Annotated in this window: 20 protein-coding genes; 12 read left to right on the top strand and 8 right to left on the bottom strand. The window is 34.8% G+C overall.

The window, feature by feature from the left end; genetic code table 11:
• Window positions 1-323: 323 nt before the first annotated feature.
• A complete protein-coding gene (locus IRZ78_RS01575; protein WP_194614848.1) occupies window positions 324-1,694 on the top strand; it encodes a glycoside hydrolase family 28 protein in 1,371 nt (456 codons plus the stop codon).
• Window positions 1,695-1,735: 41 nt separating this feature from the next.
• Window positions 1,736-3,346, top strand: a complete 1,611-nt coding sequence (locus tag IRZ78_RS01570; protein WP_194614847.1) for a family 43 glycosylhydrolase — start codon at window positions 1,736-1,738, stop codon at window positions 3,344-3,346.
• Here IRZ78_RS01570 and IRZ78_RS01565 read toward each other — a convergent pair whose 3' ends face one another.
• From IRZ78_RS01565 to IRZ78_RS01555, 3 genes are all read right to left on the bottom strand, one after another.
• Window positions 3,347-3,631, bottom strand: a complete 285-nt coding sequence (locus IRZ78_RS01565; protein ID WP_228520320.1) for a hypothetical protein — start codon at window positions 3,629-3,631, stop codon at window positions 3,347-3,349.
• Window positions 3,632-3,650: 19 nt separating this feature from the next.
• Window positions 3,651-4,940, bottom strand: a complete 1,290-nt coding sequence (locus IRZ78_RS01560) for an amidohydrolase (RefSeq protein WP_194614846.1) — start codon at window positions 4,938-4,940, stop codon at window positions 3,651-3,653.
• A gap of 85 nt (window positions 4,941-5,025) precedes the next feature.
• Window positions 5,026-5,676 carry a DUF1349 domain-containing protein gene (locus tag IRZ78_RS01555; protein ID WP_194614845.1) on the bottom strand — a complete coding sequence of 217 codons (651 nt, stop codon included), beginning with the start codon at window positions 5,674-5,676 and terminating at the stop codon, window positions 5,026-5,028.
• 162 nt (window positions 5,677-5,838) lie between these two features.
• On the opposite strand from IRZ78_RS01555, the gene IRZ78_RS01550 reads away from it, so the two are divergent.
• A complete protein-coding gene (locus IRZ78_RS01550) occupies window positions 5,839-6,606 on the top strand; it encodes a LuxR C-terminal-related transcriptional regulator (protein ID WP_194614844.1) in 768 nt (255 codons plus the stop codon).
• Between the two features lie 117 nt (window positions 6,607-6,723).
• Window positions 6,724-6,918, top strand: a complete 195-nt coding sequence (locus IRZ78_RS01545; protein WP_065449850.1) for a hypothetical protein — start codon at window positions 6,724-6,726, stop codon at window positions 6,916-6,918.
• A gap of 58 nt (window positions 6,919-6,976) precedes the next feature.
• Here the strand turns inward: IRZ78_RS01545 and IRZ78_RS01540 are convergent, their stop codons facing one another.
• Entirely contained in the window at window positions 6,977-8,197 is a 1,221-nt protein-coding gene (locus IRZ78_RS01540; RefSeq protein WP_194614843.1) for a DUF763 domain-containing protein, read from the bottom strand.
• A gap of 120 nt (window positions 8,198-8,317) precedes the next feature.
• Here IRZ78_RS01540 and IRZ78_RS01535 point away from each other — a divergent pair, with 120 nt between their 5' ends.
• Together IRZ78_RS01535 and IRZ78_RS01530 are read left to right on the top strand one after the other, a co-directional pair.
• Window positions 8,318-8,842, top strand: coding sequence for a PPC domain-containing DNA-binding protein (locus IRZ78_RS01535; RefSeq protein ID WP_194614842.1), 525 nt, complete (start codon window positions 8,318-8,320; stop codon window positions 8,840-8,842).
• Between the two features lie 224 nt (window positions 8,843-9,066).
• On the top strand, window positions 9,067-9,672 hold the full coding sequence (locus IRZ78_RS01530) for a hypothetical protein (RefSeq protein ID WP_194614841.1): 606 nt from the start codon (window positions 9,067-9,069) through the stop codon (window positions 9,670-9,672).
• Here IRZ78_RS01530 and ilvN read toward each other — a convergent pair.
• The 3 genes from ilvN to IRZ78_RS01515 form a co-directional block, all read right to left on the bottom strand.
• Window positions 9,669-10,175, bottom strand: a complete 507-nt coding sequence (ilvN, locus tag IRZ78_RS01525) for an acetolactate synthase small subunit (RefSeq protein ID WP_194614840.1) — start codon at window positions 10,173-10,175, stop codon at window positions 9,669-9,671. The two genes, IRZ78_RS01530 and ilvN, sit on opposite strands and share 4 nt — an antisense overlap.
• A 393-nt stretch (window positions 10,176-10,568) precedes the next feature.
• Window positions 10,569-11,336: a LytTR family DNA-binding domain-containing protein gene (locus IRZ78_RS01520; RefSeq protein WP_194614839.1), complete on the bottom strand. Its 768-nt coding sequence runs from the start codon at window positions 11,334-11,336 to the stop codon at window positions 10,569-10,571.
• The gene (locus IRZ78_RS01515) at window positions 11,333-12,436 is read right to left on the bottom strand and encodes a histidine kinase (protein WP_194614838.1); all 1,104 of its coding nucleotides are present in this window, start codon (window positions 12,434-12,436) and stop codon (window positions 11,333-11,335) included. Before IRZ78_RS01515 ends, IRZ78_RS01520 begins: the two co-directional genes overlap by 4 nt.
• A 301-nt stretch (window positions 12,437-12,737) precedes the next feature.
• Between IRZ78_RS01515 and IRZ78_RS01510 the strand changes: the two genes are divergently transcribed.
• Both IRZ78_RS01510 and IRZ78_RS01505 read left to right on the top strand, forming a co-directional pair.
• Window positions 12,738-13,496 carry a hypothetical protein gene (locus IRZ78_RS01510; RefSeq protein ID WP_194614837.1) on the top strand — a complete coding sequence of 253 codons (759 nt, stop codon included), beginning with the start codon at window positions 12,738-12,740 and terminating at the stop codon, window positions 13,494-13,496.
• Between the two features lie 91 nt (window positions 13,497-13,587).
• A complete protein-coding gene (locus tag IRZ78_RS01505) occupies window positions 13,588-14,154 on the top strand; it encodes a porin family protein (protein WP_194614836.1) in 567 nt (188 codons plus the stop codon).
• 291 nt (window positions 14,155-14,445) lie between these two features.
• Here IRZ78_RS01505 and IRZ78_RS01500 read toward each other — a convergent pair whose 3' ends face one another.
• Window positions 14,446-16,620 carry a TonB-dependent receptor gene (locus IRZ78_RS01500; RefSeq protein WP_194614835.1) on the bottom strand — a complete coding sequence of 725 codons (2,175 nt, stop codon included), beginning with the start codon at window positions 16,618-16,620 and terminating at the stop codon, window positions 14,446-14,448.
• Between the two features lie 329 nt (window positions 16,621-16,949).
• Between IRZ78_RS01500 and IRZ78_RS01495 the strand changes: the two genes are divergently transcribed.
• The 4 genes from IRZ78_RS01495 (at window position 16,950) to IRZ78_RS01480 (ending at window position 23,664) form a co-directional block, all read left to right on the top strand.
• Entirely contained in the window at window positions 16,950-17,585 is a 636-nt protein-coding gene (locus IRZ78_RS01495) for a hypothetical protein (protein ID WP_194614834.1), read from the top strand.
• 178 nt (window positions 17,586-17,763) lie between these two features.
• Window positions 17,764-18,219, top strand: a complete 456-nt coding sequence (locus IRZ78_RS01490; protein WP_065449857.1) for a hypothetical protein — start codon at window positions 17,764-17,766, stop codon at window positions 18,217-18,219.
• A gap of 807 nt (window positions 18,220-19,026) precedes the next feature.
• Window positions 19,027-22,227 (top strand): SusC/RagA family TonB-linked outer membrane protein, encoded by a 3,201-nt coding sequence (locus IRZ78_RS01485; RefSeq protein WP_194614833.1) that lies wholly within the window; start codon window positions 19,027-19,029, stop codon window positions 22,225-22,227.
• Between the two features lie 12 nt (window positions 22,228-22,239).
• Window positions 22,240-23,664 (top strand): SusD/RagB family nutrient-binding outer membrane lipoprotein, encoded by a 1,425-nt coding sequence (locus IRZ78_RS01480; RefSeq protein ID WP_194614832.1) that lies wholly within the window; start codon window positions 22,240-22,242, stop codon window positions 23,662-23,664.
• Window positions 23,665-23,679: the final 15 nt, after the last annotated feature.

The raw sequence follows: 23,679 nt of genomic DNA, 5'->3' as shown, positions 1-23,679 counted from the left end.
GCCTGAAGTTTAATAAGGCAATTAAAGATAGATTGTTTAAGTTTTTAAGTTTGTTTAAAGCAAAAGTGGTTTTTTGTGGTCTAACGCCCGATATCCTTCGGGCGTTATATTTTTTAGCAAGTGTGGTGTTTAATTATTTATGTTGATTTTAAAATTAAATCAACATGTTAAATGTTTCTCTCGCAGATTTTGCAGATTGAGCAGATTTTAAATTTTAATCCTTTATTGGTTATCAATTATAGTTTTGATTTAACACATAGGAACATATATTTTATGTGTTTAAACAAATTTTAATAATTAATTAAAAAAAATAAAACTCCGTAATGAAAAAAATAACGTTTTGCTATTGCCTTTTAGTCTCGCTTATTTTTTTATCCTTCAAAAAAGATTCAACTTCTGTAACGCAAACAGAAGTCGTAGTAAAAGCGCCGTTTGAAATGCCGGCGATCAAAATTCCTGATTTCAGCAAATGCAAACAATTTTCGATTACAGATTTTGGAGCCATTAAAGGCAATAAAGAAAAAACGTCAGAAGCGATTAATAAAGCGATTGCGAAAGCTAATAAAGCAGGCGGAGGAATTGTTGTGATTCCGGAAGGGGAATGGCTTACAAAGAAAATTCATTTTAAAAATAATGTCAATCTTCATTTGAAAAAAGGTGCCGTGTTACTGTTTTCAGAAGATCCAAATGATTATCTACCAGCCGTTCGTTCGACCTGGGAAGGATACGAATGTTACAATTATTCGCCTTTGATTTATGCGTACCAATGCAAGAATATTGCCATTACGGGAGAAGGTGAATTAAAAGCAAAAATGGACATTTGGAAAGAATGGTTTGCCCGCCCGAAAGCGCATATGGAAAGCCTGAAACGACTGTATTATCTGGCTTCGTACAACAAATCCATGAAAGAGAGGCAAATGGTTAATGATTCGGCACATTTTCGTCCTCAGTTTATTCAGTTCAATCGTTGCGAAAATATTTTAATGGATGGTGTTACAATTACCAACAGTCCGTTTTGGACTATTCATCCTTTTTTGTCGAAAGATGTGGTACTTAGAAATCTAAAAGTCTATGCGCACGGACATAACAACGACGGAGTAGACCCTGAAATGAGCCAGAATGTACTGATAGAAAACTGCGTTTTTGATCAGGGAGATGATGCTATTGCCATAAAATCAGGAAGTAATCAGGATGCGTGGCGATTAAATACGCCTTCAAAAAATATTGTAATGCGCAATTGTATCGTTAAAAACGGACATCAATTGGTAGCAATAGGAAGTGAACTTTCAGGCGGAATAGAAAATGTATTTATAGACAATTGCACGGTCGTGGATGGCGCAAAACTCAATCATCTTTTATTCATCAAAACCAACGAAAGAAGAGGCGGCTACGTGAATAATATCTATATGAGTAACATAACATCGGGCAAAATCGACGAAGGAATTCTTGGAATCGAAACGGATGTTTTATACCAATGGAGAAACCTGGTTCCAACAATTGAGCGCAGGCTTACACCCATAAAAAATGTGTATCTCGAAAATATAAAAGCAACGAATGTAAAGTTTATTTCCAGGATTTTAGGGCAGAAAGAGCTTCCTGTAGAGAATATTTTCCTTACCAATGTTACTGCTGATAAGGTTTCTGGCGAAAAATCCATTCATGAAAATGTAGTGAATTTTGTCAATAAAAATTGATTGGGTTAAAGTTTCTATTTTAATAAAATGCTTAAAAAAAAATGAAAATCAAAAGAAAGTATTGCCTAAAAACAACATTGATTTTTCTTTGTATTATCAATTTATGCTGCATTTATAAGGTTTCAGCGCAATTATTGAATATTAAAAATGATGTTTTTAGGTATACCAAAGACGGACAGCCTATTAATAGTCAGGGCGGAGGCATATTTAAATTTGCTGATCCGGTTACGGGAAAACAAAAATATTATTGGTACGGCGTTCATTATGTAGAGGCTGATATGTATCGTAATGATCCATCTGTGACCTTGCCTAATGCTACTTTTCAGTCGGTTACCTGTTATAGTTCTAATGATTTAGTGAATTGGGTTTTTGAAGCAGATGTTTTATCAAAAGAAAAAGTCAATCAAAATGGGAAAACCTGGGTGGGCCGTTTGGGAGTGGCGTATATAAAAGAATGGAAAAAATATGCCATGTTTGTTCAGCATGATAAAGAGGTATTAATTACTGTTGCAGATTCTCCAACGAGTCAGTTTGAATGGCATCAGAAAATAAATATGGAGAAAATGATCGGGACGAGTAATACGGGCGATCAAACGGTTTTTACAGACGAAGATACCGGAAAATCCTATCTTATTTATTCGTACGGAAGAGGCAGAAATAAAATATACGTTTCGGAAATTGGCATTAAAGAAGGAAAAATCAATTTACTGGATTGTACCGAAGTTTTTAAAGGCGAAAGCCGTGAAGGAAACTGCCTGTTCAAGTACAACAATAAGTATTATATGTTTGCATCGAATATTTATGGCTGGGACGGATCATTTGCTTATTACTTAACAGCTGATGATATTAGAGGGCCTTATCTTCCAACAAATGAAATGTTGGTAATGAATGGGGCTTCGGAGGATTTTGCGCATATATCGCAAACAGGATTTTTCTTTTCTGTAAAAGGAAATAAGCAGGAAACCATAGTTTTCTGTGGTGACAGGTGGGCCAATTTTGCCGGAAATGGATTAGGATATAACCAATGGTGTCCGCTTTCATTTGATGGTACAAGGCCTTATTTTAATTCATTAAGTTCCTGGAATCTTGAAGAAAAAACCGGAATTTGGAAAGTAGCCCATGATAACAATTACATCAAAAACGGAAGTTTCGAAGCAGACCGCAGGCATATTCCGAGTCCTGTAAAACCGGTGCAAATACAACTAACGGGTTGGGCAAGTGAAGTCATTGAAGGCAACCCAATAGGATTAGACAGCATTACTTCGCCGGTTTTAAATCATTTTAATACCCAAAGCGAAAGAAAAGTAGTTATTGGCGAAAAGAGCCTGAATATCAGTGATAAAATTAATTTTAAACGAAAAATATTCCAAACCATTAGCTCTTCGCCCTACGTAAAACTCGAAAATGGCTTGTACACGCTAACCGCCAAAATAAAAAACAGTGATGATTTCAACAATCTGGAAATGTATGTTTTAAGTAACGGGGAAAAACTGCAATACAATATCAAAGAAAAAAATGAATCCTGGAAAATAATCATGATTACCAATATTCCGATAAAAGGAGGAAAGGCCGAAGTTGGTTTTATTGCCGAAGGAAAAGCAAAAGCATTTTGTTATATTGATGATGTTAGTTTGGTCAGGATAAAAAAGTGATTACTTATTGGCTTTTTTAGGCCGGTTTTGACTTCTCATTAAACTGTAATCACAGACTCCGTTTAAGGCATATTCGATTTTGTGCTCAGCCAAAAGCTGCGTCACTATTTCCATAGTAGCATTTTCGTCAAGACCAATTTGTGCACCAAGATCTATAACATTATGGTGTCCGTTACTTTTTATTAAAGCGTGCAGGAATCGATCTTTATCTCTCATTATTTTTATCTTTTTTTGAAATGCAGCGGTCATTTTTACTACACTATATAGAAGCTGTTTGCTTTTCATGTGAATAGTTTTATGCGTTTTAATTTCCATTAGCTTTTTCGAAAATTAAAGAAGAAAAACTTCTGACTCCGGTTTTTATGCATTCCTCATCTACAGTAAAATTAGGAGCGTGATTCATGGCAATAATTCCTTTTTTGAAATTAGAACCTCCAAGAAAAAAGTAAACACCCGGAATTTTTTGCTGGAAATAAGCAAAGTCATCATTAAAATAAGGAACCTGACCATAATCTGTCACTACGAATCCTTTACCGTAAATCGTATCAAGTGTTTTTACTGCGCCGCTGGTCAATTTTTTGTGATTAATAACGGTTGGATTTTCCTGTGTAAATGAAATCGAAAGCAGCTGATTTTTAAGATTTTCAGCTTCTATTACTTGTTTCACTTTCGGAATAATGTTTTTTAGGTTTGAAGCATTCGTTTCATACAAATAATTATCCAGAATCAATTCATTATTTTTAGAATGAATAGAGAATTTCTCGTCCATAATTAAGTAATCTTTAAAAATGGTATTTGCGTTTGCAAGCCCTATTTTTGGATCGGTCATATTTTGTATTTCCCATGGCTTGGTTCCTTCTGCATAGTGGGATAATGCATCTTGAATCTTTTTGGTTAGTTCTGTTGTCTGCTCTTTCGTCAGATCTTCTTTAAATTTAATTTGTATTCTTTTTTGGTACGCAAACATTTCATTTGGCTTGACCATTATTTGATCAGATGGTAATGCAGTAACGTGCAATCCGTAAATTTCATCCAGGTGTATTGTAGAAAATGAAGTGCTGTTGAGTATGTTTTTTGCACCCACAAATGTTTCTTCTTCCGGTTGAAAAATAAAATAAACAGTTCCTTTAAGGTCTTTTTTATGTTTCGAAAGTATTTCGGCTATTCCTAATGCGATTGCAATATGTACGTCATGCCCACAGCCATGCTGAATCCCTTTTGTTTTAGATTTAAAAGCAACGTTATCATCGAAGTCATTGGGTAGTGCATCCATGTCGGCGCGCCAGGCAATATTTTTTCCTTTTTTGGTACCTTTTAAAATCCCAATAACGCCGTGACCATAAACATTGGTTTCGACATTGAGTCCAAGATCAAGTAAATGTTGTTTGATTTTTTGTTGTGTGCGTATTTCATTTCCGGCCAATTCCGGATTTTCATGTAAGTCTCTTCTAATGTCAACAAGCTTATTAAAAATATGATCTGTTTCGGTTTTTATCGATTCATGAATTCCCCCTGTTTGTGTTTGCTGGCAAAAAGCCTTTTGACAAAACGCAAGAATGGTTAGTATGATGTATAACAAAAATTTTAAATTCATGATTGGAGTTTATTTACTGCTTGGTTAGGTCTAGGATAAGAGTACAATAGAAGAGACGACATTTTTTGAGAAATGTTACATTATTTTATTGATTGTTTTTTAGCCATTCTAAACGTCTTTGATCCGGAAGATGTGTAATTTTAAAATCTTCGAATGTAGCAGTAAAGCCTTTTCCGTCAGGACTTGCCGCCATCATACCCACTTGTACCGTTTTATGTTCCGGAAAATAAACCGTATTGGTCATGGTATAATTCACTGCGTCTATCGAATAAAAAATTTCTACTGCGTCCAGTCGGCGTACGGCCTTCATCCAGACATTTTTAGGTTTTTCTTTTAATCCCATTACACTCCACGAACTTTTATCGATGGTGTGTACAGTACTAATATTATAAACACCGTCTACATATTCTACACCGGTTTTGATGTAATTGTTTTCATCAATTCGCAGCATCAGGCAAACCTGATCGAATCTGGTTTTGTAAACGCCGCTCATTTTTACAACAGTTTCAAATTCGCCGCTTCTTTCTGTATACAAAAAAGGTCCGTCGTAGACTGTAAATCCGTAATGACTTTTGTTCCAGTAATCAGATTGAGGTGTAACCTGCATAGTGAGTGTGTTGTCTTTTATTTCCCACTCAGCCGGCTCATTAAGCCAGTTCATTGAATTTAATTTTTGGGCATTTCCTTTTACTGCCATGATGCCTATAAAGATTAAAACTAAGTGCATTCTCTTCATGATTTCTTAAATTTGAATTTTATTAATAATCTACAAAGTAGGCGATTCGTTATTTTTACTGCAATAGTTATTTATAACCATTTTGAGGTTTAAAGAAATAATTGTCTATTTTTAGCCCTCTCTATGGTAGTTTCATACTATTAGAAAAAATGAAGTAGTGTTATGAATCCCATTTCCAAATTAGAAGATCAATTTTCCTTTGAATCTATTGACAGCCTGGATAAGCGCAAAGAAGCTTTACAGGAGGCCATTTATACAATGAAAGAATTTGTAAAAATCGATCATTCAGTAGCAGTATTGTCCGATCTGGCCGATAATAAAAGCTATATTTTTACGGGTGATTTTGGTAGTTTTTTCGAAATGGATACTTCCGGTTTTTTAACCATTGATTCTATTTGGGAAGAAGATATTTACCAACGCATTCATCCTGAAGATCTTTTTGAAAGGAATCTTTTAGAACTGGAGTTTTTTAATTTTTTAAAAACAATAGAACCTAACGAAAGACTGAATTATGCCACTAAATGCAAAATCAGAACCCTGAACAGTAAAAAGGAATATCAGCGTATTTTGCATCGCAGTTTTTATCTCAAAAACAGTTCCGAAGGCGGTTTGTGGCTGGCGGTTTGTCTCTACAATTATTTATTTGAGAAAAAAGAAACGCTAACCGGTATCGACGGTAAAATTATCAATACAAAAACAGGAGAAATCTTTTATGTGGATACGTATGTGAACTGTATCAATTTGCTGACACCGCGCGAAAGAGAAGTTTTATTGTTAATAGGTAAAGGCGTTATCAGTAAAGAAATTGCCGATCAACTCAACATAAGTATTAATACAGTAAACCGACACCGACAGAATATCCTCGAAAAACTGAATGTAAGCAATTCTATTGAAGCTGTACGAACGGCGGATGCTTTGAATTTGTTGTAGTTCAATTTTAATATTAGCCCTATAATTAAAGTGTTATTTTATAACTTTTAGAAATGATTGTATAAGCACTGATGCAGGTCTTTTAAGTAATTTTAATAAAACTTAAAAACGCATCACATGAAAACAAATAATCAAAATCAGAATACTGCTAAGCAAAGTGGTACTGATAATCGAAGTGACATGAGAAAACATCAATATAAGGATCATGATGAAGTTTTAACAAACGATGAAAATTACGATGTTGATACACACAAATTTAAAGGTGAAGAACCTGATTTCGACGATAAGTTGGATAATGAAGAAAAAAAATAAAAAAAAAGTCTCAAATCTTAAAATTTGAGACTTTTTTCTTTTGATTATATTCAGAGTTTTAAAATAATTCGAGTTGATTTCCGGGATTTGGCGGTCTTTTTTTGGGATGTTTAGCATCGCCAAAAATAGTTCGTCCTCCGTATTTGTGCGATTCATCGCGTTCTCTCTGCACGAGCGCATCAAAATTGGTATTGGGCGTAAAACTTTCTTCGGCTTTTCGTGAGATTTCAGATAATTTACGAATTGCATCTATTTTATCATTATTGCCAATTTTAGCGCGATGAATGGCTCTTTGCAAAGTATCGATTGTTTCGTCGTAGATTTTTACGGGAACAGGAAACGGATGTCCGTCTTTTCCTCCGTGCGCAAATGAAAAACGTGCAGGATCTTCGAATCGGGTAGGAGTGCCGTAAATCACTTCACTCACCAATGCCAGTGATTGCAAAGCTCTTGGTCCCATTCCTTTTAAAAGTAATAATTCTTCAAAATCTTCCGGTTTGTTTTCGTGAGTGGCCCAAAGCATGGCGCCGAGTCTTTTCATATTAACATCTTCCATACGTACATCATGATGTGCCGGCATTGAAAGATACTGCATCTCTTTCATGATTTTAGCTGGAGATTCTTTGGCCAATTCTAAAATACCGTCTCTTGATTTTGCTGCGGTTTGAGCAGTAAGGTTTAAAATCGTACCTTGATTTTCACCATATATAAAGGTATGAGGTTCTTCCACAAAAGATTTTAAATCCTGCGAATGCCAATGGTATCTTCTGGCAGTTTTAGAATTTGGATTCATTCCTTGCTGAATAACGGCCCATTGTCCTTTATTATCGACAATAAAATTATGCTGATACAATTGAAATCCGTCCTGAATGGCTGTGTTGTCTACCTTGGCTGTAAGTCGGCTGCAGTTGGCAAGATTGATGCCGTCGAGACCTGTTTTTTCGCCCACAAATAAAAGTTCCTGTGGCGTCAGCATCGAATGTTTGCCTTTACCTCCGCAGATATAAATTCCAAGTTCTTTAGAATGCGGATTTACGGATTTTTTTAATGCTCCAAGTACAGAAGTTGTTATTCCGGAGGAATGCCAGTCCATACCCATTACAGCGCCAAAGCTTTGAAACCAGAATGGATTACTGAGTTTGCTGATTACTTCGGCAGTAGAAAATTCCATTGCAATTGTTTCTACAATGGCAAAACCGAGTTTAGACATGCGTTCGGCAAGCCATAAGGGAACATGCCCATAATGTAAGGGAAGATCTGCTGTACCGGAACGTTTCATGTGATAGGATTGAATTTATACAAAAATACGAAAAAAATATCCGTAAATTTAGAGTTGCTTGATGATGGCAGTCTTCGCAAAAACCATTTATACAATAAATTAAATTTAAAATTCAATACTATGTTTTTACCCTCTAAGAAAATGCTGGCTATAATACTTCTTTGTTTGGGAGTACATTCGATATATGCTCAACAAAAAGACAACAGCCAAAAATGCCGTTATACAAAAACTGCTTATGGCTATTTGATGGTGATGCGCGAAGGCGATAATGTTTTGGCCTTAATCGAAAATCTGACAAAAGAACAGCAAATTCCATCGGCCAACTTTACCGGAATTGGTTTTGCGCAGGAAGTGACGTTTGGTTTTTATGATTTTGATCAAAAGAAATTTAATCCCAAAACATTTAAAAAAGTAGAGATGGGAAGTTTAACGGGTTCTATAGCCTGGAACGAAGGCAAACCATCGATACACATACACGGTGTTGCAACAGATGATAAGTTTGATGCTTATGGCGGACATATCCTTGCCTTGAAAGTAGGAACGGGTTCTATGGAGGTTTATATTACCGTGAATAACGAAAAGCTGGAACGAAAAATAGAACAGCCTTTGAATGCTAATGTGTTGCAATTGCCTTGTTTAAAATGATATATTGTGCTTTTAAGATTTTAACCGCAAAGCACGCTAAGGGTTACGCAAAGTTCGCAAAGTTACACCCAAAGCTTTGCGAACTTTGTGTTTAGTAAAACCAAAGTAATAAAATCTTAGCGCGCTTTGCGGTTAAAAATAAGCAGCAAGAAATTACCATGAAATCAGGTATTGTTTTACGTATCGGACGTTACTAAATTTGTTGTTAATCAAAACGTATTATAATGAAAAACAACAACAATAGTAATCGATCTTTAGCAGTAAAATCATCATTTTTCAAAAATAAAGCCTCAAGATTAGTGCAGCAGCTGTTTTATGTATCAGCTTTTATCGTATTATTTTCAGCATGTTCGAGTGATGATGGAGGATCAGATGAAAATAAATCAGACTACTATTTTAGAGCAAGTGTAGCGGGTAGAAAAATAGATTTTCGTACTGCAAAATTTCAGGGAGGAGGCAACGACGATCGTTTTGAAATGATTGTAGTTGGCGGATTTGATGGACCGCATCCGACTAAAGTGGGTGAGCAATTACCGCCATCATTAGATTTTGAAATATGGAGAGTAGGTGGCAACATTACAGCAGGCACTTATTCAACACCTGCCGAGCTTGAAATGATGGGCCGATATGCCATTCAGACTAAAGACGGAACCATACTTTATAACACCGCTATAGGCGACGATCTTTTTACGGTAAAAATTGAATCGATCAGTAAAAAAGGCATCAAAGGCACATTTGAGGGAACAGTTCGAAATGTGTCATCAGGTGAAACGATTAGTATTACCGAGGGTACTTTTAATCTTCCGTATGATGAGATTGTGAATCCTTAATCAGGTAATTGGAAAGATTCACTGTTCATAGTAAGAGCAATTCTGGCGCTTTTTATAAATTCTATTAATTCATATTGCTTTAATGCGACAATTAGATTATTAATTTCGTCTTCTTGTCCCGTGACTTCAAATATGGTGTAATATTTTTCGATTGTTATATATCGGGCGTTGTATTTTCGAAACAATGCATCTGTATTTTCGGGATGGATTACGCTAGAGGTTTTGACTTTGAATAATGCCATTTGTTTCCAGACGATTTCTTCGTTTTTACTATAGTTACACTGAAAAACTTCAATAACTTTTTCGATTTGAAGCGCTACATTCCTGACGATTTCGAAAGTTTCGTTTAGAACAAGGGTAAAACGATACATTTTATCGATTTCACAGGCAGAAATATTCAGGCTTTCCAGAGTTATTTTTCGTCGGGAAAGTATCACGGCGATTTTATGTATTAATCCCATTTGGTCTTCTGTGTAAACGGTTAAAGTGTATTCTTTTTTCATTTGAATCTAGTTATTATTAGAGTTTATTGGTTTGATATTTTAATGCCTGCTTTTGTCGGAAATAAAAAAGCCTTTCTCATTTTGACTGAGAAAGGCTTTTTATTAGTACACAATAGAATCCTGTCCCGTCATAAAAGACGAATAATAATAATTGTGCTAATAATATTTTGTACTGAATTTTTCATGTTTATTTTAAATAAAAAAACCTCCCAAAGAGGGAGGTTTTAAATGTATCTATGTACTTATTTATATAACATCCCTGATCATTATCGAATGATAATAATACTAATAATACTAATAATAGTGATGTTAATTAAGTTTTTCATTTTTCTTATTGATGAGCGACAAATGTATTGATTTTTATTCAACGGTTTACTTTGAAAGAAAAAAAAATTAATAATCGAGCCATAATTTCAAAAAGGACGCTTTTGTCCTGCTAACAATCACAGCTTCGTCCTTACTATGTTTGATTTTTAGTTTCAATTTGCCATTAAAATAGTTATCGATTTTTTCGATAGAATTTATATGTATAATATACTGACGATTCGCCCTGAAAAAACTTTTAGGATTTAGTTCCTGTTCGAGAGCTTCGAGGGTATGCGGTACGACAACTTCTTCGCCATTAAATAAATAGGCATAATTAATATTCAGGTTCGAGTAAAAACAGGCAATATCCTCTACATCAATTTTTCGATACCCATCTCTGTACGGTATAAGAAAACGGTTCCTGTATTCTTTGGGCTGCATATACGCGATTAGTTCTTCAATCTGAGAATTGGGTTTGACAGATTGTTTTAAATTATTTTCTAATTTTAGTATAGCCGCTTCGAGTTCGGTTTTTTCAATTGGTTTTAGTAAATAGTCTACACTATTGTATTTAAAAGCCTTAATGGCATATTCGTCATACGCTGTAGTAAATATAATAGGGCAGGTGACAGTTGCGAGATTAAAAATTTCAAAACTCAGTCCGTCTGCCAATTGCACATCCATAAGGATGAGATCGGGAGATTGGTTTTCGGATAACCAGGAAACGGTATTTTTAACACTCGCTAAAACCCCTACAATTTCGGCATCGGGTTTTATTTTAAGAATCAAACGTTTAATTCTTTCCGAGTTGAGTTTTTCATCCTCAAGGATTAATATTTTTTTTATTGTATTCATTTAATGAGTGGTACTTTTATGGTAAAAGTCTCCTTATTTTCTTCGATAGAAACTTTTCGGTCGCTTAATAAAGCATAACGATTGATAATATTTTTTAATCCGATTCCTGTTGAAGGTGCTTTTTTTATGAGCGGTAAAATAGTGTTCGATACTACGATCTCCTCATTGTCATTAGAATAAATTTTAACCTGCAACGGATTTTCTTCTTCGGTACGATTGTGTTTCAGGGCATTTTCGATAAAAAGCTGCAATGTAATGGGCGGGATCTGCATGCTTAATTTCGATTTATCAATGTTAATATCAAAAGTACAGCCATCGCCCATACGGTTCTGAATAAGAAAAAGATAGGCTTCCAGAAACTGCAGTTCTTCCTGTAACGCAACCAGTTTCTTTCGGGAATTAATTAGTAAATACCTATAGACTTTTGCAAAATTTTCGGTGTATTCATGTCCTAACTGCTGATCTTTTAGTATCAATTCCGAAAGTACGCTTAGGTTATTAAAAACAAAATGCGGATCAAGCTGTAATTTAAGGGCTTGCAGTTCGATTTCGGCTGCTATTTGTTTACTCTCGGCTGCTTTTACTTTATATTCTGCCGCTTTTATAGTAGCATTCTTCCAGTTTTTCAGCAAAAAATCGCCTGTATTTAACGCGCTTACCATTAGAGCCCATAATATGATCGAAATAATGGTATATAATGCTTCCCGCACACCTACTTTGACCGGTGGAGTAACCGTTAAATAATCGCCATAATTATAATAAATGGTGCTTAAAGAAATAATGATTAATAATGCTCCAAAGCTTTGAAATATAATTTGAATGATTAGGCGTTTTACAGGATTTACCATCCATGATATTTTCTTGTTTAAAACCCTGTCAATAAAAAGACTGACAATCAATATTATAGTGCAGAAAATAATATTAGTTAGTATATCCAGAAGCATCAAATGAGCGGGTAAGTTAAAATAATCCCGCCAATACGAAAATGGAAATAAAATAAAGAGGGTTGCGTAAGAGCCCAAGAATAAAAACGTGATCAGGAGCAGACTCTTTTGGTAGCTCTTTTTGACAGGATCGGTTATTTCTTCGGTATGATGCAAGGGATTTGTTTTTACAGGAGATCAAAAGTTGTCTGATTCCTTTTTGAGTGTGCAAATAAAAGAATTTTGAGGGAGTTTTCGATCAAATAAGAAATTTTTTTGAGTGCCTGTGCTTTATTTTATGTTATCTAAATGTACTGTATATAAGGGATTTTCGATAAAAAGAGTACTTGCATTTTGGTTCAATAACCCAAATCGACGATTCACTGGACAGATTCGTCACTTCACCTAATAAATTCCCTTGAAAAGACAAACCGACAATATTTTTGCACCATAATTATAACAAATAATCTTTAAAAAAATGAAAAAAACAATGGTAATGACACGAGAAGATTTCAAAACGATAAAATCGAATTCTCGTTTACGAAATTATAGCATGAATGCCTTAATGCTTCTTTTTATGGTGCTTTTTACTTCTATGGCTTCTGCACAAAAATCAAAGGTATTAGATGCCTTTTTTAAATACGGAATTGATTCCAGCGTCCTTAATCCCGAGAAAACAAAACGACCTGATAATTTTGCTTTTGATTTTAAACAAACGATAATCACGAGCGCCAGCGAAGCCGTAACAATTGCAAAATTCGATCCTTCTAATGCCGGAGTTGAACAATGGACTGTGGTTTCTATAGACGGAAAATCGCCTTCTAAGTCGGCAACAAATTCTTTTAGAAAAAATCAGAGTAAAGCTTCGTCAACGCCGCCTACAGATGATACAAGTTATAAAATTGAGAAAGAAACACCGGATCAATTGGTCATTAGTTATAAGGTTGAGACGGCTTCTCTTACCAAAGAAAATGCTTTTGTAAAAGATTGTAGATTTTATATGACCATCAATCTTAAAACCAAAAAGATGGAGCAAATACAAACGCTAAACGAAAAGCCGGTAAAAGTGAATATTCTTACTGCAGATAAATTTGATATTGTAGTGAAATACAAGTGGAACGATGAGGCAAGACAATATGTTCCTGTAAATGAAAACCTTAATATGGAAGCTAAATTTATAGGACAGGCCACTAATATAAAAACGATTACAGAATATTCAAATTACACGAAGAAATAATTTAAGAAACGGCAGTTTTTTTAGATCTGCCGTTTCTACACAAAACAGTAGTACGGGATCGTATTATTTTAAATTAAAAAGATATTAAAAAATGAAAAATTTTATTATAGCCACAGCTTTATTCATGTCAATATTGGGTTATAGCCAGATACATGTTGGCGTGAAAGGCGGTGTAAATATGAATAAACTCGATGGTAAAAACTTTGATAGTGATTTTGAGCTGGGTTATCAGCTGGGTGGTTTGGCTTACTACAATTTTACGGATTTTGTAGGGCTTCAGGGAGAAGTATTATTCAATCAGACGAATACCAAAATAATAGATAATTATAAAGATATTTTTAATAATGCTTTCAAAAAAGACAAAACGCTAAACTATATAAGTGTGCCTGTATTGCTGCGTTTAAACAGTGAAGGATTAATTACTGTTGTAGCGGGTCCGCAGTTTAGTTTTCTGGCCAGTGGTAATGAAACAGTTTTAAATAATAGTAAAAAACTATTCAAAAAAACTGATTTTGCCTTTGTTGCCGGAGCCGAGGTCAATATAAGACCGGTGACGATTTATGCAAGATATGTTTGGGGATTTTCTGATGTGAGTGACTTTGGCGCAAAGGCAAACAGTCATCAGATTCAGGCAGGATTGTCTCTTCGTTTGCTTTAGTACAATGGATTTTTATAAAATACTAAAAGGCCTGCTTATCACTTTAGCAATCTTGTTTATCTCCTTATGTGTTGTAATTAGTATCGCAATTACTTTTGTTTTAAAGGCAAGAACAGAATTGAACGAAAAGATAAATAGTAGTTTAGGTATTGAAAAATGATGATTGGGTTGGCTAAAAAGTAAAAACTTTTTATTGGTCGTACAAAATGAACTTGTTTAGTTCGAAATAAAAAGTCCTCGGTAAATCTATATTTACTGAGGACTTTTTTTGATTCCTTATAATGGTGAAAATTAGAACGCCTGCGCAAAGCTGATGGTCAGGCGTGTCCCGTTTTCTTTTACATAATTCATACTATTAGACTGCCATTGCGAAATAACAGAATAATAGTCTTTGTTGAATAAGTTTTCGACTCCTAAACGAATGGTGCTTTTTTCTTTGAAAGTATAACTCGAAGAAAGATTAAAAGCCGTAAAAGATTTTATAGGCCCTGTTCCGTAAGTATAAGCACCATTTACAGGTTCGAATTTATCCCTGCCTGATGTATTGATCATTTGCAGGAAAACCGACCAGTTTTCTAAAGGTCTAAAAACGGTATAAGCGGTTAGTTTTGGCGGATTGATTCGGTCACCTCCTAAATATACTTTTTTGTCTGTAAGTTCACGTTTCCCTTCTGTAAAAGAATAATTTGCTCCAATATCGATTTTAGAATGAAGACGGTATTTTGCTGATACTTCAAAACCATAAATTTTTTCAGGCGAACGTGAAATCTGTGGATTACCGTCAATGTAAACGTAAGAAGCCCCTAGTTTAGAAGTACTGTAATACACAGCACCTTCATAAGAAAGCTTATCTAAAGCTCCTGAAAATCCAAATTCGTAATTATTGGCCGTAACTGCTTTTATCGAAGTATTGTTTACCGTATTTTCTTTGGCAGCACGAAGTACCAAACCTAAATCGGCAACGCTAAAACTCTGGGAGAAACTTACAAAAGGTTTAAACAAAGACCATTTTGTATAACGCAATCCGGCATTGAACATTAGCGCATTAAAATCAAGAGCTCCGCCATTTACAGCAATGCCGCCGCCTACGTAAGTTCCGTTTACATAATTACGAATACCAATAGTTGTATAATCCGGAACATCGATATTTACATTTTCGAGTCTTAAACCCGTTTTTAAGACCAGATTTGGTCCAAACATATTTTTAAGCTGAAAATAAGGCGCTAAATTCGTCATATTCATTTCAGGAATTACTAATCTTCCATCAGTAAGATGTGTATCTGTTATATCCGAAAGAATATCCAATCCGTATGTTATATTACCTGATATCAGAGAACTAAATTCGTATGGCGTGTTCAAATTTAAACGAAAACCAAGCTTCTTACTTTGTGTAGCCGGTTGTCCGTTATTTTCAAAAAAGTCACTGTAGTTAATTAGCGTAAGGTAATCCTGAAAGTAAAGCGTAGCATTAACATCAGTATTTCCAATTAAATTTTTGCCGGTATAACTCAAACTGGCGTTATGGTTATAAGGTGTTCCTTCAGGAACTCCCGGGCGTTGTCCTTTTATTCCCGTAGTTGGCGAATCAAAATTACCATAAACTCCCGCTTTTGCAATATAATCAGTACGCTGCGTACTATTAAAATAATTGTACATTAACTCTATACGATTGTTTGTATTGATATCGTAACCAATTTTTGCGTAAGCATTCCAGTTTCTAAGATCATTCATTCCGTATTCCGGAGAAAGTACGCGTCCTTTGGCGTCGCGATACAATCCTGTTTCTTCATAACGTCCGCTTACCACATAATCGATCTTATTTACTTTTCCGGTAAATAACTGAGATACAAAGAAACCCGCTGTTCGTTTAGGTTTTACAAGAGAGAAATTAGTTCCCGCCTCTGTAGATCCACTTATTGCTTTGTCAACATTTGCTTTTTTGGTAATATAATTTATCAAACCGCCATCTGCGCCATTACCATAAATTGCGGTTGCTCCCTTAATTACTTCTACACGGTCTAAAACAGTAGGATCAAGAGATCGCATATCTTTGGCACCATCTCTAAGCGGTGTCGATTGAGGAATTCCGTCGATCATAACCAACACGCGTCGGCCTCGTAAAGTCTGACCTAAATTTTGAGTTCTGTTAGTCGAAAAACCCAGACCAGGTACAGATGCGCCCAAGATATCGCTAAGATTAGAACTTATATTAAGTTGTTGCTGTAATTGTTTTTTAGATAATGTAGTAACCGATGAAGGGACTTCGTTTAAAATTTCCGGCTGTCTGGATGCAGAAACTACTATTTCTTTTAATTCATTATCAGTGCCCGAATGATCCGGTAAGATTGTATCCTGGCTTTTGATGTTTTGATCTTTTGTAGTAGTTGTATTTGTTTTGGAAACTTGCTGTGCAGAAATCGAACTTATCATAAATAGCATGAAAAGTAAGGGGGATATTTTTATCATTTCTTATTTAGATTTAATTTAAATAATCACAAATATAGAAAATGAAACAAGAAACAAACGCTGCAAATTATCACTTTATGTGGTAGAGAAACTCAATTACACCTGATTGTGTTGATAACTAGTAAGATACGGATTTAAATATTTTCTTTAATTTTTGATTATTTTTTTTATTGAAATTAGTATCGAATGCTAACCGTAAAAAACAATCATTATAATTTTTGATAAAAGTTAAGAATCAAAAAACAACTATGAGTTGATTTTTTATAGATTTGTAAATCTATATATTCGCCAAAAAAACATTGGGGAAACAATTATAAAATCTAAAGACAATGAAATTAGTTACTTCAACATTTTTATTTTTCATTTTTATTTGTTCTGCTTCTTATGCACAATTGAGTTCAGATCAAATATTTGAAAGCTTTAAACAAGGAGAACGCACCAACTGTTCATCAATTGCTTTTATCAAGGCTTCTTTGAATGTTTATGGATTAGACAATCTTTTTGTAACCGAAAAAATAAACGATAATTTACAAAGGATAACGCTAAAAAACGATGCCTCATTTGAGCTGAATAGTGACGAAATAAATAAAGCCAAAATATCTGCGGGTTTTATATTTATCAAAGACAATTGCGAGAGCGAAAAAATAACAGATTACGCTGTATTGACTTATGCAGTAATGGCAAAATACAAACAGATAATTGATAAGGAAGCTACTTTTGACAGGGCATTAGAAGATTTAGAAGATGGTGCAGTTTATACCCCAACCATCTATAAATATTTAGGATTTAAACTGGGCAAACAAATACAAAAGCTAAAGCGACAATCAGGCAGTGAATTTTGCGGTGTTGTGGCATGGTCAAAGGTGCATGCAGTTTTTGTGTGCGAAGAATTCATGGATTATTATGGCAACAAAAAAAGTATCTGGATTAAATATCCGGGACGTTTTAGAATAATCAAGTCATAAAAATTAACAGCAATAAGGCTAAAATTTCAGCATCTCACAAAAAATAATTAAATAGTTAGAATAGAGATCGATATAGTAAGAAATTACAACTATTAAATAAAAAAAGAAATTAATAAAGTTGTATTTTAAGTTAATTTATATATTTTTGTTTTTATCAACAACCAATTACATTTATACAATGAAGAGAAAAATTACTTTATTACTATGCGTACTTTTCTTCTTGACAACCGGTGCAATTTCTGCACAGGCAAAAAACGCCCCAAGAAGTATTATTAGCACAACAGCCTTAATCCGTAAATACCATGATCAGAAAGAATTAAGCGGTATGCAAAAGGGAGAACTTCTGGAACTATACATCGAGCGTATTAAAGTTTTAGTAAAAACCCTACCTTACATCGCTTTGGTTACTAAGCCAGGTGTTACTATGGCCGATTTAGGTATTCCAGACGATGGAGTTCATAAAAAAATATTAGAAAACCAGGCACTTGGTACTACAACTTTCCTGGATACTACAGTAGAGTTTCAAAGAAAAATGATGCCATACTCAGACAAAGGAAATCTTGTTGCGGCAATCTTATTTTACGAAAACACATTAAAATCTTTACACGAGTTCAATGAATTGAACGAAATGTAATTTATAATTTTAGAGCAAAAAAAAGTTTATACTGAAAAGTATAAACTTTTTTTTTGCCTAAAAACCAGTTTCTTTATTTATGCTGGTTCATTTCTTTGTAACTAATTATCCCTGGCAATACAAATACTTAATTAAGTTTCAGGATCATTAGTTTCTATTTTACTTCTTTCGATAAAGACGCTTTTCTCTTTCTTAAAATTATTGTTATGCTTCTTTTAAGCATAGTTCTTTAGTGTCTGTAGTTTTATTTCATTTTAGATTGGATTTTTCATCATATAAAAACTTTTTTTAACACTTTTTCAGGTAGTAAGAACCTCTGGTAATAATCATTAGAAAAGTTACTTTTTCAATTTTGATGCTATCTGTTTTAGAAAAATTCCTACACGCAATAAAAAAGACTAAACCGTTTAACTGTTTTGTTTTTAGCGCTTTAAAAATGATACTCAATTTAATTAACATTTTTTTTTCAAAAAATTCGGTTAAAATTTTGGAACTAATATTTTTAATTTACCTTTGTTCTATCGATTTAGTAGAATTTATAGTAAAATAAGGCTTTAACAGTAATTTACGTAGTTTTCTTAGAAATATCAGAGTTTAATTTCTGCACTAAAATCTTATAAGTCTCACACAAATAATAGTAATCAAAAAAAAATAAAAATGAAAAGACGAATGCATAGCTGAAAAAAAAAGACCATTTCTGTTGCAGCAGAAATGGTGAAGCTTAAAGAAATTGTACATCTCTATAAGGAAGCAGGAGTGGAGTAAATCTGTCCTTGACTTTCTTATTTATTAAACTAAAACAAAGTAATGAAAAAAAAATTAAATAGATATGCATATTTATGCATTTTGTTGATTTCCATAGGGGTTAAAGCACAAGAGACCAAGCCGTTAATTCAATCTAAACTTGAAGGAATCGTAGTTGATGCTGTTACAAAAGAACCAGTGATAGGCGCTTCGATAAACATTAAAGGTACTACACACGGAGCTGTAACAGATTTTGATGGAAAATTTTATTTCCAAACAGGACAAAAACTTCCTTACACACTAATCGTAAGTTATTTAGGATACAAAAAAACCGAAGTAGTAGTTACTGCCAATCCGGTTACTGTTAGTATCGAGCAGGAACAAAATGCGTTGTCTGAAGTAGTGGTAACTGCATTAGGTATTACAAAAGAAAAGAAATCTTTAGGATATACCACTCAGGCACTTAAAGGCAAGGAATTATCAGATACAAAAGAAACGAATTTTTTAAATAGTCTTAGCGGTAAATTAGCCGGTGTACGTATCACGAATTCTCAGGGAGATATGGGATCGTCACGTATTATTATTCGTGGAGAAACTTCAATTTCAGGAAATAACCAACCGTTATTTGTGGTTGATGGTATTCCGGTAGATAACTCGCAGTTGAACTCTGCTGGGGGAGCTGCGGCTTCTCGTGATTTTAGAAATGCAGTTTCTGATTTGAATCCTAACGATATTGAAACATTAACAGTACTAAAAGGACCAAATGCTGCAGCTCTTTACGGATCACGTGCTGCGCATGGTGTGGTACTTATTACAACAAAATCAGGCAGAAGTCAGCAAGGACTTGGTATCACTGTTAGTTCTGGTATAACCATTTCTCAGGTGGCTACTTTACCAAGTTTTCAAAACTCATTTGGACAGGGATCAAACGGAAAGTTTAGCTATGTAGATGGTAAAGGTGGCGGAGTGAACGATGGAGTTGATGAAAGTTGGGGGCCTAAACTAGACGGACGTCTTATTCCTCAGTTTTATTCTAAAGGTGTAGCGGTTCCTTTTGTGGCGCATCCGGATAACGTGAAAAACTTCTTTAATACAGGACTTACTTACGATAATAGTATCTCTATTGCAAAATCAGATGATAAATCAGATTTTCGTTTGGGAGTAAATAATCAAAAACAATTAGGAACAGTGCCTAATAGTGAAATAAACAAAACTAACTTTACGGTTAACACTAATTACCAATTATCTAAAAACATAAAAGTAGGGGTAACGGCGAATTATATCGTGACAACTGCGCCAACTTTGCCGGGTGGACCAACAGGTAACCGTGCAGCGGGTGTAATGCTTCAGTTTCTTTGGTTCGGACGTCAGGTAGATACTGATGAATTGCGTAATAACAGAGATGTTAACTGGAATAACAGTTACTATAGTAATCCTTATTGGAATGCATATTACAATACTACAAGCCAACAACGTAACCGTTTTATAGGAGATATCCATTTAGAAGCAAAAATTATCGACGGGCTTACTTTTAGATTCCGTACTGCCGTTGATTATTATAATGATCGCAGAAAATACCAGATTAAATATGGTACAAACGGAACTCCTTTTGGTTCGTATGCTGAAGATGCTTACACTGTAGATGAAAGAAATACAGAAGGTATTTTTCAATATGTTAAAAAAATAAACGATGATTTTAGTATAGATGCTCTTGCCGGATTCAATGAACGTAATCATAGCGATGCAAACAATTATCAAAAAGCACCTCGTCTTGCCGTACCTGATTTATACACATTGACTAATTCGCGCGATCCTTTAACGTCATCGAATGTATTCTCAGAATTAAAAGTATACAGTGTATATGCATCGGCACAATTAGGATATAAAAATTATGCGTTTTTGAACGTAACAGGACGTAATGATTGGTCATCGACATTACCAAGCAGTAATCGTTCTTATTTTTATCCTTCTGTTAGTGGAAGTTTAGTAGTATCTGATGCTTTGAATTTGAAAAGCAATACTCTTGATTTCTTAAAATTACGTGGAGGCTGGTCTGAAGTAGGTAACGATGCAGATCCGTATCAATTGAATACAGTTTATAATTTTCAGGCTGCATTTGACGGAAATCCAATTCAGACTTCTTCTAAAAAGAAACTTAACGAGAACCTGAAACCGGAAACAACCCGTTCTACTGAATTAGGTTTAGAATCTTCTTTCTGGAAAAACAGATTGCATTTTGATTTTGCTTACTATAACACGAACAGTTTCGACCAGATTCTGGAAATAAAAACAACTACAGCGAGCGGTTATGATTCACAATTAATCAATGCAGGTAAAATAAACAACCGTGGTATTGAAATTCAATTGGATGGAACGCCTGTTCAAACAGAGGATTTTAAATGGAATGTAGGTGTGAATTATGCAAAGAATACAAGTAAAGTAGAGGTTCTTGACTATGACAGACTGATTAAAAACTATACCATTGCAAGTTCAGGTGGTGTTGATGTACTGGCTTCTGTAGGACAAGCTTATGGGGCGCTTTACGGAACAGCTTATCTACGTGATGCAAACGGAAATATAGTTGTAGGTGCGAACGGATTACCAAAAGCTGATCCGCAAAAGAAAGTATTAGGACATTATACTCCGGACTATTTAGGTGGTATCACAAACACTTTATCGTACAAGAATTTTGAATTTTCGTTCCTTGTTGATGCGAATGTAGGTGGAGAAATTTTTTCAGGAACGAACAGAACAGGTACTTATACAGGTGTATTAGCTCAAACGCTTCCGGGGCGTGATGCAGCAAATGGGGGATTAAATTACTATGAAGTAACTACAGGTGCAGGAAAAGTAAAAACCTTATTGCCAGCTGGTGCAACTGCTCCTGCAGGTGCAATAGTATATGATGATGGTATGATCTTTAAAGGAGTATACGATGACGGAACTCCTAATACTCAGGTTTTAAGTGCGCAGGAATATTACAAAGCATCATATAACATTAGTGAAGCTTATATCTACAGTTCGACTTTTGTAAAATTAAGAGAAGTAAAACTTAGTTACAATTTTGATAGAAAATTTATCAAGAAACTTGGTTTCCAGGCTGCAAGTATCACTGCTACTGGTCGTAACTTGTTTTTTATCTACAAAGATGCACCAAATATCGATCCTGAAACGGCTTTTAATACCGGAAACGGACAAGGATTGGAGAGTTTATCTTTGCCAACTACCAGAAGTTTTAGCCTTAATGTTAATCTTAAATTTTAAAAAAACGAAATCATGCTAAAAAAACTATCATATATAACGCTATTTGCATTGACATTGGTCTCTTGTAGCGACACTCTGGATGATGTCAATAAAAATCCAAATGCAACAGAAACTCCATTAGCTCCTTACCTGTTAACAGGAACATTAAAACAGGGCGCTGACCTATATTGGGGTGCTGATAATAACTTTAACTCGTCTTTGTTATTTGTTCAGCATTGGGCTAAAATTCAATATACTGAACCGGACAGATACGATGTGTCTAATACTTCTTTCACCTCATTGTGGAATACAGGTTATGCGACCTTAATTACAGATTTGAACACGATAATTAATTTCCCGGCAGATCAGGCCAATTCAAATTATAAAGGAATTGCGCTTACATTGCGTTCATGGACATTTTTATTGCTGACAGATGCTTACGGAAGCATTCCTTATAAAGAAGCAGGACAAAAAATAACTCCATCATATGATCCTCAGTGGGATGTATATGCAGGATTACTTGAAGATCTGAAAAAAGCTCAGTCTTTGTTAGGTACATCAAATGGTGCAGTAACAGGGGATTTAGTTTATAAAGGAGACATCACAAAATGGAAAAAGTTTGTAAACTCACTTCGTTTGCGTATAGCGTTGAGAATTTCAGACCAGGAACCTGCTTTAGCAAAACAAGCTGCTATCGATGCTACAACAGATGTTGCTGGAGTACTTAGCAGTAATAGCGATACTTTCAAGTTTACCTACATCAGTTCACCACAGCAAAATCCGGCTTCGGCTTGGTTTGAAACGAGAGATGATTTCCGTATTTCAAAAACTATGGTTGACAAGTTATATGAGTTAGCAGATCCGCGTTTACCAGTTTTTGCTCAATTGCCATCAGATCAAACTGTAGGTAAATATGTAGGAGGTGGCAATGGTTTGTCAAACAGTGATGCTAATGATCAGGGGTTTGCTAAAACATCAAAACCAGGTACTTATTTCCTGACGTCGACATCTCCGGCTGTCATCGCTTCTTATTCTGAAACATTGTTTAACCTTTCTGAAGCAGTAGCCCGTGGTTATATTGCAGGAGATGCAGAACAATTGTATAGAAATGCAATCACGGCATCTTTAAATCAGTTTAGTATTACAGATGCAACGGTTATTGCTAATTACCTTAACCAGCCAATTGTAAAGTACGATGCAACAAACTATGCAAAATCTATAGGTACGCAAAAATGGATTGCATTCTACGGTCAGGGTCTTGATGCTTTTGCAGAATGGAGAAGACTGGATTATCCGGTATTGAAAGCGGGTCCGGCTACTGTTTTAGACGGAAAAATTCCTTCGCGTTTTTTCTATCCTGGTACAGAGCAATCATTAAACGGTGATAATTATAACGCTGCAGTAGCGGGTCAGGGAAAAGATTTGCTTACCAGCAAACTATGGTTTGATAAAAAATAAGTTATTATATCCTTA

Source organism: Flavobacterium sp. CSZ (assembly GCF_015350725.1).
Classification (GTDB): domain Bacteria; phylum Bacteroidota; class Bacteroidia; order Flavobacteriales; family Flavobacteriaceae; genus Flavobacterium.
Note: the sequence above shows the minus strand (reverse complement) of the source record. Positions and strands in the feature narration are given on the sequence as shown.

Coding starts and splice junctions, on each gene's coding strand:
- IRZ78_RS01530 (WP_194614841.1), top strand. CDS start 9,067: ATGAAAAACAACAACAATAGTAATCGATCTTTAGCAGTAAAATCATCA.
- IRZ78_RS01520 (WP_194614839.1), bottom strand. CDS start 11,336: ATGAATACAATAAAAAAAATATTAATCCTTGAGGATGAAAAACTCAAC.
- IRZ78_RS01545 (WP_065449850.1), top strand. CDS start 6,724: ATGAAAACAAATAATCAAAATCAGAATACTGCTAAGCAAAGTGGTACT.
- IRZ78_RS01560 (WP_194614846.1), bottom strand. CDS start 4,940: ATGAATTTAAAATTTTTGTTATACATCATACTAACCATTCTTGCGTTT.
- IRZ78_RS01490 (WP_065449857.1), top strand. CDS start 17,764: ATGAAGAGAAAAATTACTTTATTACTATGCGTACTTTTCTTCTTGACA.
- IRZ78_RS01535 (WP_194614842.1), top strand. CDS start 8,318: ATGTTTTTACCCTCTAAGAAAATGCTGGCTATAATACTTCTTTGTTTG.
- IRZ78_RS01540 (WP_194614843.1), bottom strand. CDS start 8,197: ATGAAACGTTCCGGTACAGCAGATCTTCCCTTACATTATGGGCATGTT.
- ilvN (WP_194614840.1), bottom strand. CDS start 10,175: ATGAAAAAAGAATACACTTTAACCGTTTACACAGAAGACCAAATGGGA.
- IRZ78_RS01480 (WP_194614832.1), top strand. CDS start 22,240: ATGCTAAAAAAACTATCATATATAACGCTATTTGCATTGACATTGGTC.
- IRZ78_RS01575 (WP_194614848.1), top strand. CDS start 324: ATGAAAAAAATAACGTTTTGCTATTGCCTTTTAGTCTCGCTTATTTTT.
- IRZ78_RS01500 (WP_194614835.1), bottom strand. CDS start 16,620: ATGATAAAAATATCCCCCTTACTTTTCATGCTATTTATGATAAGTTCG.
- IRZ78_RS01495 (WP_194614834.1), top strand. CDS start 16,950: ATGAAATTAGTTACTTCAACATTTTTATTTTTCATTTTTATTTGTTCT.
- IRZ78_RS01555 (WP_194614845.1), bottom strand. CDS start 5,676: ATGAAGAGAATGCACTTAGTTTTAATCTTTATAGGCATCATGGCAGTA.
- IRZ78_RS01565 (WP_228520320.1), bottom strand. CDS start 3,631: ATGAAAAGCAAACAGCTTCTATATAGTGTAGTAAAAATGACCGCTGCA.
- IRZ78_RS01510 (WP_194614837.1), top strand. CDS start 12,738: ATGAAAAAAACAATGGTAATGACACGAGAAGATTTCAAAACGATAAAA.
- IRZ78_RS01570 (WP_194614847.1), top strand. CDS start 1,736: ATGAAAATCAAAAGAAAGTATTGCCTAAAAACAACATTGATTTTTCTT.
- IRZ78_RS01550 (WP_194614844.1), top strand. CDS start 5,839: ATGAATCCCATTTCCAAATTAGAAGATCAATTTTCCTTTGAATCTATT.
- IRZ78_RS01505 (WP_194614836.1), top strand. CDS start 13,588: ATGAAAAATTTTATTATAGCCACAGCTTTATTCATGTCAATATTGGGT.
- IRZ78_RS01485 (WP_194614833.1), top strand. CDS start 19,027: ATGAAAAAAAAATTAAATAGATATGCATATTTATGCATTTTGTTGATT.